Raw genomic sequence first — 13,506 nt, forward strand, 5'->3', positions numbered from 1 at the left:
TTCCTCGCCCGCCGTCAATTTGCACCATGCAAGCATGAGTGCAAATATGTACTCCATGAGTGTCAGTGCAAGAAGTGACGGCATGGGACTGCGGGAGCGCAAGCGCCGCCGGACCCGGGCATCGCTCGTCGCCACCGCCCGCCGCCTGACCCTCGAGCACGGCCTCAACGGGTTCACCGTCGAACAGCTGTGCGAGGAGATCGGCATCTCCCGCCGGACGTTCTTCAACTACTTCCCCTCCAAGGAGGACGCCGTCCTCGGGCATGCGGACGAGGGCTTGTCGGAGGAGCTGCTGGCGGACTTCGTCGACTCCGGCCGGACCACCCCGCCGGTCCCCCTCCTCGAGGCCCTCACCACCCTGTTCGTCGATTTCGGCAGCCGCATCAGCATCTCGCGCGAGGAGTACGCGACGATGTCCGCCGTGCTCCATCGGGAGCCACAGCTCCTGGCGCGGATGTTCGCGCGGGCGGAGTCGAAGTCCCAGCTCCTGACCGAGCTCATCGCCACGCGCGAGGGCCTGCCCGCCGGTCATCCCACCGCCCGTGTCGCGACCTTCGTCCTCGGCGAGCTCGCCCGCCGGTCCCTCGACGAGTTCTTCGCCGAGGGCAACGAGTCGACCTACGCGCAGGTGTTCTCCCGCATGGTCGACGGCCTGCGCTACCTCTTCCCCTCCCCTGACCCCACTCCCGATCTCTCGCAGAACCAGGAACCAGCATGAGTACAACGACGGCGCCGGACGGCCCGCTCCTCCTGACGCAGAAGCGCATCTGGATCATCTTCTCGGCGCTCATCGCCGGGATGCTGCTCTCCAGCCTCGACCAGACCATCGTCTCCACGGCCATGCCCACCATCGTGGGCCAGCTCGGCGGCGTCGAGCACCAGACGTGGATCACGACGGCGTACCTGCTGGCCACCACCATCGTGATGCCGATCTACGGGAAGTTCGGCGACGTCCTCGGACGGCGCAACCTCTTCCTCTTCGCCATCGCACTCTTCACGATCGCCTCCGTCGGATGCGCCTTCGCCACCGATTTTTGGGCCTTCGTGGTCTTCCGTGCCATCCAGGGCCTCGGCGGTGGCGGCCTGATGATCCTCTCCCAGGCGATCATCGCCGACATCGTCCCCGCCAACGAGCGTGGCAAGTACATGGGACCCCTCGGCGGCATCTTCGGCCTCAGCGCCGTCGCCGGCCCCCTCCTCGGCGGCTACTTCGTGGACCACCTCACCTGGAACTGGGCCTTCTACATCAACATCCCGGTCGGGATCGCCGCCTTCGCCATCGCCTGGTTCACCCTGCGACTGCCGTCGAAGAAGGCCACCCGGCGGATCGACATCCCCGGCGTCGTCCTGCTGTCCGTCGCCACGACCTGCCTCATCTTCTTCACGGACTTCGGCGGAGACGCCGCCGAGGGCTGGACCTCACCGCTCACGTGGACGTTCGGCGCCGGTATGGTCCTCGCGGCGGTCGGCTTCGTCCTGGTGGAACGCCGCGCGGAGGATCCCATCATCCCGCTCGGGCTCTTCCGCAACCGCACCTTCGTCACCAGCACCGGGATCGGGCTCACCCTCGGCCTCGGCATGTTCGCCGCCCTGGCCTTCATGCCGACCTTCCTCCAGATGGCGTCCGGCACCTCGGCGGCCGTCTCCGGCCTGCTCCTCGTCCCGATGATCGTCGGTCTCATGGGAACGTCGATCTTCTCGGGCATCGCGATCTCCCGCACCGGCCGGTACCGGAAGTACCCGATCATCGGTGTCTCGCTGACGCTCGGAACGCTGCTCTGGATGTCCACGCTCACCGCCGACACCCCCATCTGGGTCATCTGCACCATGCTGTTCTTCTTCGGTGCGGGGCTCGGCCTCATCATGCAGGTCATCGTCCTCGTGGTGCAGAACTCGGTGGCGCCGACCATGGTCGGTGTCGCGACGAGCACCAACAACTACTTCCGCGAGGTCGGTGCGTCGCTCGGCGTCGCCGTCTTCGGGGCGATCTTCACCAGCCGCCTCTCCGAGCGGCTGCGGGAGACGTTCGCGGCGTCCGGCGCGAGCCCCGAGGCCGCCGGCGAGGCGACCTCGACCCTCGACCCGGCGGCCCTGAACGCACTGCCCGCCCAGCTGCGGGAAGCCGTCGTGAGCGACTACGCGGAGTCCCTGGCCCCCGTGTTCCTCTATCTCGTGCCGTTCCTCGTGATCGCCCTGGTGCTCGCGCTCCTGCTGCGGGAGATCCCGCTGTCCGAGACCTCGGGCATGGTCGCCCGCGGGGAGGCGATCGGCGGGGAGGAAGCGGACCGCCTGGAGCGGGAGCGTGCCGCGGCGGCGTCCGCTGGACGCTCGTCAGGGGTGGCCGTCGCCGCCACGCCGTCGGACCCGCAGTTCGGGGTGCCTCGCGACACCTCCTCGGAGCGGCCCGGGTCCTGACCCCGCGCACGCACCCGAGCCCCTCACCGGCCCGGCAGCCCCTCGGAGGGAGGGCTGCCGGGCCGGCGTCGTCAGCGGACGAAGCGGGTCAGCCCGTCGAACGCCTCCGCCTGCCGGATCAGCGCGAGGTGCCGTGGCGTGAGGGGCGGCAGCGCGTCCGGCGGGAACCAGCGGACGTCGAGGGACTCGTCGTCGTTGACGCGCGCGGTGCCGCTCACCCACCGGCACCGGAAGTCGAGGGTCAGGAAGGTGCACACGTCGCCGTTGGGGAAGGTGACGGGACCGTCGACGCCGGTGGCGAGCAGGTGCTCGACCTCGACCACGACGCCGGTCTCCTCCTCCACCTCCCGGCGCAGCGCGACGGCCGGCTGCTCGCCCGGATCGACCATGCCCGTGATGATGGCCCACCGGCCGTTGTCCGCGCGCCGGCCGAGGAGCACCTGCCCTGCGTCGTCGAACACCACGCCGCCGACGCCGGGCAGCCACAACGGGTCGTGGCCGATCTTGCTGCGCAGGGCGAGGACGAATTCCGGGGTGGCCACGGGTTTCAGCGTAGTACGGCGAGCGCCAGGGCCGCTCCCGTGATGAGGAAGGGCCCGAACGGCACGGAGCTGCGGAGGGTCGCCCGGCGCGACGCCACGAGCGCGAGGCTCCAGGCCCCGGCCAGCACGACGGCGACGACGGGTCCCCACCACAGTCCCGGCCAGCCCGCGAACCCCAGGTAGAGGCCCAGCAGTCCGGCGAGCTTCACGTCGCCGAGTCCCAGCCCCCGCCGGAAGAGCAGGTGCAGCGCTGCGAAGGCGGCCCACAGCAGGGCTCCGCCCGCTCCCATCCCGATGATCCGGTACCACTCCCCTGCCGTCCCCGCCGCTGCCCCGAGCAGGGCGACGGCCGCGGGGTAGGCGGGCAGGACGATCCGGTCCGGGAGCCTGTGCGTGCGCCAGTCGATCACGCCCAGCCGCAGGCCGACGACGACGAAGGCCGCGAGTGCGAGGGCCAGGAACGCGAAGGCGACGGGCTCCTCCCCCAGGTATCCGCTGAGCACGACGATCACGCCCCCACGCTACGCGACCCCCTGATCCCGGGAGGGGCAGCCGGTTAGACTGTGGCAATGTCGGCCCAGCACAGTTCCAGTTCCGAGGAGACGTTCCGCTCGCTCTGCCGCTCCTCCCCCTGGCGCTGGGAGACCCTCCGGTTCACCATCACGTGGCGCGCGCCGTCGGAGCAGGGCCTCGACACCCCCGCACCCCTGAAGGCCTGGCTCCGCCGGCCCGCGGCGCTCCGCGTGGAAGCCGCGGACGGCTCGCTGCTGCATTCGACGACGGGCAACGAGACCTCCCGCGACGCGCTCTACGTCAGCGCGACCCGGAAGTCGTGGCTCCTGGCGCCGCGCCTCGTGACACCCGTGTACGACGACGCCGGGCTGGTGCGGCGCCGGCCCGAGGCGGCCTACGGCGAGGCGGTGTTCGCCGATCCGCGCTGGTCGTCGATGCTCGATCCCGTCGAGCTCGCGGGCAACGCCCCGGTGGCCATGGCGTTCCCCGGCGCCGAGCGCGTGGAGGTCGAGGACCTCGCCGAGGGGAGCTTCGCCGGCCGGCCCGTCCTCACCGCGACCGTCCGGCCGAACGCATCGTACGTGTCCGCCGCTCCGGGCAGGCCGCTCGTGGGGCCGGGCGCGACGCGTGTCGCCATCGACCTCGGCACGGCGGTCTGCGTCTCGACGACGGCCCTCGACGGACCGGCGCGGGGCGCCGGCCACGACCTCCAGATCCTCGGGGTGGACGAGTACCTGACGGACGACTACTTCCGCGCCGCGCCCCCGGAGCTCAGCGACGTGAGCCGGCACGTCCCCTGGGTCGTCGGCTGAACCCCTTCCGGGGTCCACACCGGTTCCCCTGCCCGGACCGGACCTCCGTCCGCCGGCGGGACGACGCCGGCGGACGCCCGGTCCTGCGTGCCTAGATCTCCGCGCCCTCCAGCAGCTCGGTGACGAGGGCCGCGATCGGCGAACGCTCGGACCGCGTCAGGGTGACGTGCCCGAAGAGGGGGTGGCCCTTGAGGATCTCGACGACGGCGGCGATGCCGTCGTGCCGTCCCACGCGCAGGTTGTCGCGCTGCGCGACGTCGTGGGTCAGGACGATCTTCGAGTTCTGCCCGATGCGGCTCATCACCGTGAGCAGCACATTCTTCTCGAGGGACTGCGCCTCGTCGACGATCACGAAGGAGTCGTGCAGGCTGCGGCCCCGGATGTGGGTGAGCGGCAGCACCTCGAGCATGCCGCGGTCCATCACCTCCTCGACGACCTCCTGCGACACCAGGGCCCCGAGCGTGTCGAAGACCGCCTGCGCCCAGGGGTTCATCTTCTCGTTCTCGCTGCCCGGCAGGTACCCGAGTTCCTGCCCGCCCACGGCGTAGAGGGGGCGGAAGACCACCACCTTGCGGTGCTCCCGCCGTTCGAGGACCGCTTCGAGGCCCGCGCACAGGGCCAGGGCGGACTTGCCGGTACCCGCCCGGCCGCCCAGGGAGACGATCCCCACCTCGGGGTCCATCAGCAGGTCGATCGCGAGGCGCTGCTCGGCGGAGCGCCCGTGCAGCCCGAAGACGTCACGGTCGCCCCGGACGAGCCGTACCTGCTTGTCCGCCCCGACCCGTCCCAGCGCGGAGCCGCGCGGGGAGAGCATGATCACGCCCGTGTTCACCGGCTGTTCGGCCGCTCCCGGGGTGAAGACGGCTGCGTGGTCGTACAGGGCGTTGACCTCCTCGACCGTCGCCTCGAGTTCCGCCACGCCCGTCCAGCCGGAGTCCTTCACGAATTCGTTGCGGTACTCGTCGGCCCGCAGGCCCATCGCGGACGCCTTGACGCGCATCGGCAGGTCCTTCGAGACCACCGTGACGTCCCGTCCCTCGACGGCGAGGTTCTTGGCCACGGCGAGGATCCGCGAGTCGTTGTCACCGCTGCGGAAACCCACGGGCAGCACCTCGGGCGAGACGTGGTTGAGTTCGACGCGCAGCGTCCCGCCCTCGTCCCCGATGGGGATCGCCCTGTCGAGTCCGTCGTTCTCCACCCGGAGGTCGTCCAGCAGCCGAAGGGCCTTCCGTGCGAAGTACCCGAGCTCGGGGTCGTGGCGCTTCACCTCCAGTTCGGAGATGACGACGACGGGCAGGATCACCTCGTGTTCGGCGAACCGCAGGATCGCACGGGGGTCGGACAGCAGGACCGATGTATCGAGGACGAAGCTGTGACGGCCGGCCGCCGCGGCCGTGTCGATGGTCCCGGTGGTCGCGTCCTGGCGGGACGTGGTGGTTGTAGCCACAGAAACTCCGCTCCGGGGTGCGCACACCCCGAATTCGTAGGGTGGGGTGGACGATCCGGCCCGGAGGCCGGTCGCGGCCTCCCCGACTCGTACGAGATGCCTGTCAGCACCGTCGGCGTCATCAGCGGCCTTCCATCGGGGGATCTGAACGCCACCCGATGGCTAGACCCTACGCCGTCCGGAGACGCGGCGCAGGTCTCTCCGGCATGTCGATCATTACGGTCCGGTGAACTCTCAGGACCCGAACCTGCGCTGGCGGCGGCCGAAGTCCCGCAGCGCCCGCAGGAAGTCGACGCGCCTGAAATCGGGCCACAGCGCCTCGCAGAAGTAGAACTCGCTGTACGCGCTCTGCCACATCAGGAACCCGGAGAGCCGCTGCTCGCCGGACGTCCGGATCACCAGGTCCGGATCCTGCTGGCCGCGCGTGTAGAGGAAGGACGAGATGTGCTGGTCCGTCAGCTCCTCGGCGAGGGTCTCGAGGGACATGCCCTTCGCCGCGGCGTCGCGCATCAGTTCCTTCACGGCGTCGACGATCTCCCGCCGGCCCCCGTACCCCACGGCGACGTTGACGTGGAGGCCGTCGATCTTCTCGGTCGATGCCGCGAGGCCCACGAGTTTTTCCGCGAGGTCGTCGGGCAGGAGGTCGAGGGCGCCCACGGGCTGCACCCGCACCCGGTTGCTCTCGCCGAGCCGGTCCAGGGTGTTCGCGATGATGTCGAGGAGCTGGTCGATTTCCTCCTGGGGCCTGCCCATGTTGTCCGTCGAGAGCATGTACAGCGTCACGACGTCGACGCCGAGTTCCTCGCACCAGCCCAGGAACTCGTGGATCTTGTCCGCGCCGGCCTGGTGCCCGTGGCTCGTCGGCGCACCCGCGAGCTTCGCCCACCGACGGTTGCCGTCCACCATGACGCCGATGTGGTGCGGGATGCGCTCGGGCGCGAGGTGTCGCTGCAGCCTGCGCTCGTAGAAGCTGTAGCCGACCTCGGGGAACTTCCACGTCACGCCCGGCTGCCTCCCCTGGTCGGCTCCGGCCCGGCCGGAGGAGATTCTCGATGCGGGCTCCCTGTGCCCCCTCCTACCGTACCGGCAGTTGCCTGACACCAGGCCGACCAGGGACGTTCGGTGCCCGTGGACCAGAGGTTACCCGTGGGTAACATAGCTTCGGATCGGCTAGAATCCGAGGCATGACCCCGCGCCGTCCCGCCCCCGTCCCGGGCCCGCCGGATCCCGCCGGCAGCCCTGACACGGCCCTCGGGAATGCGGTGGACGCGGTGGCCGGTCCCCTCGCGGACGCGATCGCGACCAAGCCGCTCTGGCGGGGCTGGATCCATGCCGTCGCCACCCCCCTGGCCGTCGCGGCCGGGATCGTCCTCGTGGTCCTGGCCCCGACCCCGGGACTCCGGATCGCCTCCGCCGTCTACGCGCTGACCGGGGTGCTGCTCTTCGGCGTGAGCGCGGTGTACCACCGCGGCAGCTGGAGTCCCGGCGTCAAGGTGGTCCTGAAGCGGCTGGACCACACGAACATCATGCTCGTGATCGCCGGTTCCTACACGCCGCTGGCCTGGGCGCTGCTCGAGCGCGGCAAGGCCGGGACGCTGCTGTGGATCATCTGGAGCGGCGCGATCGCCGGCGTCCTGTTCCGCAACCTGTGGGTCCACGCACCGCGCTGGCTCTACGTGCCGGTCTACGTGGCCCTGGGCCTGGCGTCCGTGTTCTACATGCCCGATTTCTTCGCCGCGAACGTGCCCGCGGCCGTCCTGATCTGCGTCGGCGGCGTCCTGTACATCGCCGGGGCGGTGTTCTACGGGATCAAGCGCCCCAACTTCTCGGTGCGCGTCTTCGGCTTCCACGAACTCTTCCATGCCTTCACGGTGGCGGCCTTCGCGGCCCACTTCATCGCGATCATGCTCGCCGTGACGGACCCGATCCGCGGCTGACCGGCACGCAGCCCTGCCCGAGCGTCGTCAGCGGTTGTCCGGGCCGTGCGTCCCGCCCGGCCCTGGGCGGCCGATGTCGTCCGGGCCCCGGAACCGGCCCTCCCCGTCGGGCGTACCGTCCGTCCTCCCGCGCTCCGCACGGGCCTGCTCCACCTCCGCGGTGTAGCGGACGCGCCGGATGCGCTTGACCATGTCCCGGATCAGGAAGATCACGAGGACGACGACGAACAGCGTCGCCAGGAAACCCAGTGTGCCGGGCGTCACCGAGGACGGATCCAGCCCCGGTTTCAGCGTCGGGTCGCCCGACGGAGTCGTCGCTGCAGCCAGGCTGAGGGAAGGGAACACGCATCCACCACTTTCGGAGCTCGCAGCGGGCCGAGCAGCCCGCCGCCAGCAATTCTACGCGGGATAGAAGTCGACCGCGGACCTAGGACTCCGGCGTGATGCCCGCGAAGAAGTCGTCCTCGGGCAGGGAGGACCCGACCCGCGACGTGATGAGGGAGTAGTCCTCCCACGGCCACACCTTCTGCTGCAGCTCGACCGACACGGCGAAGAAGAAGCCCTCCGGGTCGACCTGCGTCCGATGCGCGAGGAGCGCCCGCTCCCGGTGCCCGAAGAAGTCGCCGCAGTCGATCTGGGTGGTGGTGGGGTGCACGGGGGCGGGAGGCTGGTGGCCCTCGGCGTCCGCCTCCAGCCACTGCGCGAGCCGCTCGGCGTACGGCGACTGCAGGCCCGCCTCCTCGAGCGCGAAGTGCAGCGCACGGAAGCGCTCGGGGTTGAAGGCGCGGTCGTAGTAGAGCTTGGCCGGCGCCCACGGCTCACCCGTCCCGGGATACCGCTCCGGATCACCCGCGGCGTCGAACGCCTCGACGGCCACGCGGTGCGCCATGATGTGGTCGGGGTGCGGGTAGCCGCCGTTCTCGTCGTAGCTGATGATCACGTGCGGACGGAACTCGCGGACGAGCTTCACGAGCGGAGCCGCCGCGCGTTCGAGGGGCTGGAGCGCGAAGCAGCCGAAGGGCAGGTCGGGCAGCGGATCGCCCTCGGGCAGCCCGGAGTCGGTGAAGCCGAGCCACCGCTGCTGCACGCCGAGCTCGGCGACGGCCCGCGCCATCTCGATCCGGCGCAGGCCGGGGAGGTCGCGCTTGCCATGCGGGTCGTCGTCCATCGCCGCGTTGAGGATGTCGCCGCGCTCGCCTCCCGTGCAGGTCGCGACCAGCACCTCCGCTCCTGCCGCGACGTAGCGGGCCATCATGGCCGCGCCCTTGCTCGACTCGTCGTCGGGGTGGGCATGGACCGCGAGGAGGCGGAAGCCCTTCTGGGACACGCGGGGATGGTCCTGGCTCGACAACACGTGCTCCTGGCTCGATGCGGGAAGGGGACGGCCGGAGGGGCCGCCGTGGGGACGGTAAAATGGGAGCGTGAGCTCCGCCGATACGCCAACACCAAGAGTAGCCAATCGCTACGGCACCCCCAAGCCGAAGAAGCCGATGGGCCGCGTGCGGATGCTGGTCGTCGCGGCGGTCCTGGCGGCCGTGGCCGCGGTCGCCGCCGTCGCCCTGACTTCTGGGAGCCCCGCCGTCTCCTCCAAGGACGTCGGGTTCTCCCTCTCCTCGGAGGGCCGGGCCGGCGTCGACTTCGAAGTGACGAAGGACCGCTCGGACACGGCCCAGTGCGCCGTCCAGGTGCTGAGCGAGAACTACGCGGTGGTCGGCTGGAAGGTGGTCACCATCGGTCCGAACAACGCCGACGAGGGCGTGAACGACGGCGGCACCACCGCTCATCGCGTCGATGTCCGCACCGATTCGCCTGCCGTCTCGGGTGGCGTCAACGCCTGCTGGATCGTCGGGGACTGAGCCCGGAAGCCGACCTTCTTGGGTTATGGCCCTCCCCCCTCTAGACTGGAGGGATACGTATCGCCCCGCTTCACCGGTGCACCGGCCTTCCGGTCCCAGGAGGCGGGGTGTTTGCTTGCCGGTGGTGACGGCCCCGCCCTTCCCCGGTGAAGCGACCACACGCCCCGCCCCGACCGGTGGAGGCCGTACCGAAGGAGATATCCCGTGTCCACTCACAGCGCACCCGTCGCCTGGCTCACACAGGAGTCCTACAACCGACTCAAGAGCGAGCTGGAGCACCTGTCCGGTCCCGGCCGCACCGAGATCGTGGCCCGCATCGAGCAGGCCCGCTCCGAGGGCGACCTCAAGGAGAACGGCGGCTACCACGCCGCCAAGGAGGAGCAGGGCAAGGCCGAGGCACGCATCCGGCAGCTCACCCATCTGCTGAACAACGCGCACGTGGGCGAGGCACCCGCCGACGACGGCGTCGTCGAGCCCGGCATGATGGTGTCCGCGAAGATCGCGGGCGACGTCGAGAACTTCCTCCTCGGCAGCCGCGAGGTGGCCGGCGACACCGATATCGACGTCTACAGCGAGAAGTCCCCGCTGGGCGCCGCGATCCAGGGCACGAAGGCCGGGGACACCGTCACCTACACCGCGCCCAACGGCAAGCAGATCACCGTCGAGATCATCTCGGCGACCCCGTACGTCGGCTGAGGCCGGCTAGCCCTGCCCGGACCAGGAGCGGTCCGTCCCTCCGGGGGCGGGCCGCTCCCGTCTGAGCAGGAACGCCGCCAGTACGCCGCCGAGCGCGCCGAAGAGGTGCGCCTGCCAGGAGATGTTCGTACCGACGACCGGCAGGATGCCCCACAGGATGGATCCATAGGCGGCGAACAGGACGACGGCGAGGAGGATCTGCTTCCAGTCCCGGTTGTAGAACCCGCGCGTGACGAGGTAGGTGAAGAGGCCGAAGACGACGCCCGACGCCCCGATCGTCAGTCCTCCGCCGAAGAGCCACGTGCCGAGGCCCGAGGCCACCCAGCTGACGCCGATCGCCACGAGGAAGCGGCGTGCGCCCTCGAGGAAGGCCAGGAACCCGAGGACGAGCAGCGGGAGGGTGTTGCCGGCCAGGTGCCCCGCGCCGGAGTGCAGCAGTGGAGCGAACACCACGCCGTCGAGACCCTCCAGCCGCCGCGGTGCGATCCCGAGGGTGCGCACGAGGCCGTTCCCGAGGACCGCGTCCAGGAGGAGCGCCGCCCACATCACGGCGACGAGGCCGGCCACGGTGACCAGCCCCGTCCGGGCCCGCCGGGCGAGGGGTGTCATCGTCGAGGCTCCTCAGCCCTGGATGACCTGGGGCTGGAAGCCTTCCGCGCGCAGGTTGCTGAGGACCTGTTCGCAGTGCTCGTCGCCCTTGGTCTCCATGTTGATGGTGATCGCGACGTCGCCCATGCTGATGGATCCGCCCACCCGGGTGTGGTCCACACCGGTGACGTTGGCGTCCGACTCGGCGATGATCCGGGAGATGGTGGCCAGGGAGCCGGGCCGATCGTCGAGCAGCATGCGCACCACGAGGTAGCGGCCCGCCGCGGCGAGTCCGCGCTGGATCACCTTCAGCATGAGCATCGGATCGATGTTGCCGCCCGAGAGCACGACGACGGTGTTGCCGGGTCGTGCGCCGTTCTCGGTGAGCTTCCCGTCGAGCAGGGCCGCCACCCCCACGGCGCCCGCGGGCTCGACGACCATCTTCGAACGCTCCAGCAGGAAGATCAGCGCCCGCGCGAGGGAGTCCTCGCTGACGGTCACGACGTCGTCCACGAGTTCCCGGATGATCGAGAAGGGCAGCTGGCCGGGGCGGCCGACCGCGATACCGTCCGCGATCGTCGAGACCTTGGTCAGGGGGACGAGGGCATCGGCGGCCAGGGAGGGCGGATAGGCCGCCGCGTTCTCGGCCTGCACGCCGATGATGCGGATCTCCCGGCCGAGCTCCTTCGCACGCGCCTTGACGGCCACGGCGACGCCGGCGAGGAGGCCGCCACCGCCGACACCCATCAGGATGGTGTCGACGTCGGGCACCTGCTCCAGGATCTCGAGACCGAGCGTCCCCTGACCCGCCACGACATCCACGTTGTCGAACGGATGGACGAAGACGGCGCCGGTCTCGTCGGCGTACTTCTTGGCCTCGGCGAGCGCCTCGTCGACGTTGTGCCCGTGCAGCACCACTTCTGCGCCGTGCCCGCGCGTCGCGGCGAGCTTGGGCAGGGCCACCCCGAGGGGCATGTAGATCCGGGCGGCGATGCCGAGCCGGGCGGCGGCCACGGCGACGCCCTGCGCGTGGTTGCCGGCGGACGCGGCGACGACGCCGCGGGCGCGCTCCGCCTCGGTGAGTTGCGCCATCCGGTTGTACGCACCGCGGACCTTGAAGGACCCCGCCCGCTGGAGGTTCTCGCACTTGAACGAGACGCTGGATCCCGTGATGCGTCCGAGTGCCCGTGACTGCTCGATGGGCGTGCGGGCGATGACGCCCTCGAGGGTACGCTCGGCGGCCTCGACGTCGGCGAGGGTCACCGGGAGGTCGGTGCCGTCGGGGAAGTCCAGCACGGTGGTCGCGGTGGGGGTGGTTGCTACGGTCTGCTCGGTCACTGGGAGATCTCTTCCTGGAGGGCTGTCGCCGGCTGGGCGGCGGGAGGTTCCGGGGTGCTGGCCGGTGACGACGGGAGCATGTCCTCCGTCGTCGCCGGCCTGCTAATGCCGGACCCTCCGCTGCGCGGCAGGGCACCCGGGGCGACGACCGGATCGTACTCCCACGCCCGCTGGGCGATGTAGCGCACCGAGGTGTTGAGGACCGCGAGGATCGGGACGGAGAAGAGGGCACCCGGGATGCCCGCGAGGAGCGTGCCGCCGGCCACCGCGAGGACGACGGCGAGCGGGTGCAGTGCGACGGCCGGTCCCATGATCAGGGGCTGCAGGACGTGCCCCTCGAGCTGCTGGACCAGGAGGACGATCGCGAGCATCACGAGGGCATTGACCCAGCCGTTCGCGACCAGGGCGAGCAGGACGGCGACGGACCCCGTGGCGAGCGCGCCGACGATGGGGATGAAGGACCCGAGGAACACGAGGACGCTGAGCGGCAGGGCCAGCGGGACACCGATGATCGCCGCACCGACGCCGATACCGATCGCATCGACGCCGGCCACGAGCATCTGGACCCGGACGTAGCCGGCCATGGACGTCCAGCCCCTGCGCCCCGCGCCGTCGACGGCCGCCCGGGCGCGGACGGGTGCGAGTCCGACGACGAAGCGCCAGATGCGCCCGCCGTCGAGCAGGAAGAAGATGAGGGCGAACACCGTGAGCAGCGAGCCCGCGGCGACGTGGCCCGCCGTGGTCCCGAAGGACAGCGCGCCGCTGAGGATCGAGGCGCTGTTGTTCTGTGCTGCGTCGCCGAGGTCCTGCAGGTACCGGTCGATCTGCGATGCCGTGAGCTGCAGGGGTCCCTGCGCCAGCCAGTCCAGCATCTGCTGGATGCCGGCGCGGGCCTCGCCCCACAGACTGCCGAACCCCAGCGCCAGCTGCCGTCCGACGAGGAGGAGTGCGGCCGTGATGAGTCCGAAGAAGCCGACGAGGGTGATCGCCACGGCCAGGCCGTCCGGCACCCGTCGTCGTTGGAGCGCCTTCTTCAGCGGCAGGAGGAGCGCGGCGAGGAGCCCTGCGATCATGAGCGGGATGACGAGCAGGGAGACCCTGCCGAGCAGGTAGATCAGCACGCCCCCGATGACGATGACGAGCCCCAGCCGCCAGGACCAGGACGCGGCCACGCGCAGCGCGAAGGGGACGTCGTTGCGGTCGTCGGGTCGCGGGCGTTGCCGGAGCTCAGCAGGCTGCCGCGGCAGCGGGTCGGGCAGCGCGGCGGCGCCGCGGCTCACGGCGCGCTGGATGGCGCGCTGGGGATTCGCTCCGGGGAGACGCTGCATGGGCCAATCTTTCCATAGAAGGCCCTGGCGCTCC

Annotated in this window: 15 protein-coding genes; 6 read left to right on the top strand and 9 right to left on the bottom strand. The window is 70.6% G+C overall.

Translation table 11 applies throughout. The features are described 5' to 3' along the window. Positions 1-34: 34 nt before the first annotated feature. Together ACX80L_RS05910 and ACX80L_RS05915 are read left to right on the top strand one after the other, a co-directional pair. Positions 35-718: a TetR/AcrR family transcriptional regulator gene (locus tag ACX80L_RS05910; RefSeq protein ID WP_459288318.1), complete on the top strand. Its 684-nt coding sequence runs from the start codon at positions 35-37 to the stop codon at positions 716-718. Then, positions 715-2,415 (top strand): MDR family MFS transporter, encoded by a 1,701-nt coding sequence (locus tag ACX80L_RS05915; protein ID WP_459288320.1) that lies wholly within the window; start codon positions 715-717, stop codon positions 2,413-2,415. Before ACX80L_RS05910 ends, ACX80L_RS05915 begins: the two co-directional genes overlap by 4 nt. 71 nt (positions 2,416-2,486) lie before the next feature. Here the strand turns inward: ACX80L_RS05915 and ACX80L_RS05920 are convergent, their stop codons facing one another. Further along, complete coding sequence (locus ACX80L_RS05920) at positions 2,487-2,957, bottom strand: NUDIX hydrolase (RefSeq protein WP_459267598.1); 471 nt, start codon at positions 2,955-2,957, stop codon at positions 2,487-2,489. 5 nt (positions 2,958-2,962) lie between these two features. Further along, positions 2,963-3,469, bottom strand: coding sequence for a prepilin peptidase (locus ACX80L_RS05925; protein WP_459267597.1), 507 nt, complete (start codon positions 3,467-3,469; stop codon positions 2,963-2,965). Positions 3,470-3,526: 57 nt separating this feature from the next. On the opposite strand from ACX80L_RS05925, the gene ACX80L_RS05930 reads away from it, so the two are divergent. After that, positions 3,527-4,282: a hypothetical protein gene (locus tag ACX80L_RS05930; protein WP_208740667.1), complete on the top strand. Its 756-nt coding sequence runs from the start codon at positions 3,527-3,529 to the stop codon at positions 4,280-4,282. 91 nt (positions 4,283-4,373) lie between these two features. On the opposite strand, the gene ACX80L_RS05935 is transcribed toward ACX80L_RS05930, so the two are convergent. Continuing rightward, positions 4,374-5,684 carry a PhoH family protein gene (locus tag ACX80L_RS05935; RefSeq protein ID WP_459288802.1) on the bottom strand — a complete coding sequence of 437 codons (1,311 nt, stop codon included), beginning with the start codon at positions 5,682-5,684 and terminating at the stop codon, positions 4,374-4,376. A gap of 279 nt (positions 5,685-5,963) precedes the next feature. Further along, a complete protein-coding gene (locus tag ACX80L_RS05940) occupies positions 5,964-6,731 on the bottom strand; it encodes an isoprenyl transferase (RefSeq protein ID WP_133081999.1) in 768 nt (255 codons plus the stop codon). Positions 6,732-6,913: 182 nt separating this feature from the next. On the opposite strand from ACX80L_RS05940, the gene trhA reads away from it, so the two are divergent. Further along, on the top strand, positions 6,914-7,666 hold the full coding sequence (trhA, locus tag ACX80L_RS05945) for a PAQR family membrane homeostasis protein TrhA (protein WP_133081998.1): 753 nt from the start codon (positions 6,914-6,916) through the stop codon (positions 7,664-7,666). Positions 7,667-7,693: 27 nt separating this feature from the next. Here trhA and ACX80L_RS05950 read toward each other — a convergent pair whose 3' ends face one another. Then, a complete protein-coding gene (locus ACX80L_RS05950; protein ID WP_208740664.1) occupies positions 7,694-8,011 on the bottom strand; it encodes a hypothetical protein in 318 nt (105 codons plus the stop codon). An 82-nt stretch (positions 8,012-8,093) separates the two neighbouring features. After that, positions 8,094-9,017, bottom strand: coding sequence for a mycothiol conjugate amidase Mca (gene mca, locus ACX80L_RS05955; RefSeq protein ID WP_459267594.1), 924 nt, complete (start codon positions 9,015-9,017; stop codon positions 8,094-8,096). A gap of 70 nt (positions 9,018-9,087) precedes the next feature. On the opposite strand from mca, the gene ACX80L_RS05960 reads away from it, so the two are divergent. Continuing rightward, complete coding sequence (locus tag ACX80L_RS05960) at positions 9,088-9,522, top strand: DUF4307 domain-containing protein (protein WP_459288323.1); 435 nt, start codon at positions 9,088-9,090, stop codon at positions 9,520-9,522. Between the two features lie 204 nt (positions 9,523-9,726). Beyond that, positions 9,727-10,218 carry a transcription elongation factor GreA gene (gene greA / locus ACX80L_RS05965; RefSeq protein WP_133081996.1) on the top strand — a complete coding sequence of 164 codons (492 nt, stop codon included), beginning with the start codon at positions 9,727-9,729 and terminating at the stop codon, positions 10,216-10,218. 6 nt (positions 10,219-10,224) lie between these two features. On the opposite strand, the gene ACX80L_RS05970 is transcribed toward greA, so the two are convergent. The 3 genes from ACX80L_RS05970 to ACX80L_RS05980 are packed head-to-tail and all read right to left on the bottom strand — an operon-like array spanning position 10,225 to position 13,472. Then, a complete protein-coding gene (locus tag ACX80L_RS05970) occupies positions 10,225-10,827 on the bottom strand; it encodes a rhomboid family intramembrane serine protease (protein WP_459288325.1) in 603 nt (200 codons plus the stop codon). A gap of 12 nt (positions 10,828-10,839) precedes the next feature. Further along, complete coding sequence (ilvA, locus tag ACX80L_RS05975) at positions 10,840-12,099, bottom strand: threonine ammonia-lyase (protein WP_459288804.1); 1,260 nt, start codon at positions 12,097-12,099, stop codon at positions 10,840-10,842. Positions 12,100-12,140: 41 nt separating this feature from the next. Next, a complete protein-coding gene (locus ACX80L_RS05980; protein ID WP_133081994.1) occupies positions 12,141-13,472 on the bottom strand; it encodes an AI-2E family transporter in 1,332 nt (443 codons plus the stop codon). Between the last annotated feature and the right edge of the window lie 34 nt (positions 13,473-13,506).

The organism is Arthrobacter sp. MDT1-48-3, assembly GCF_054511015.1.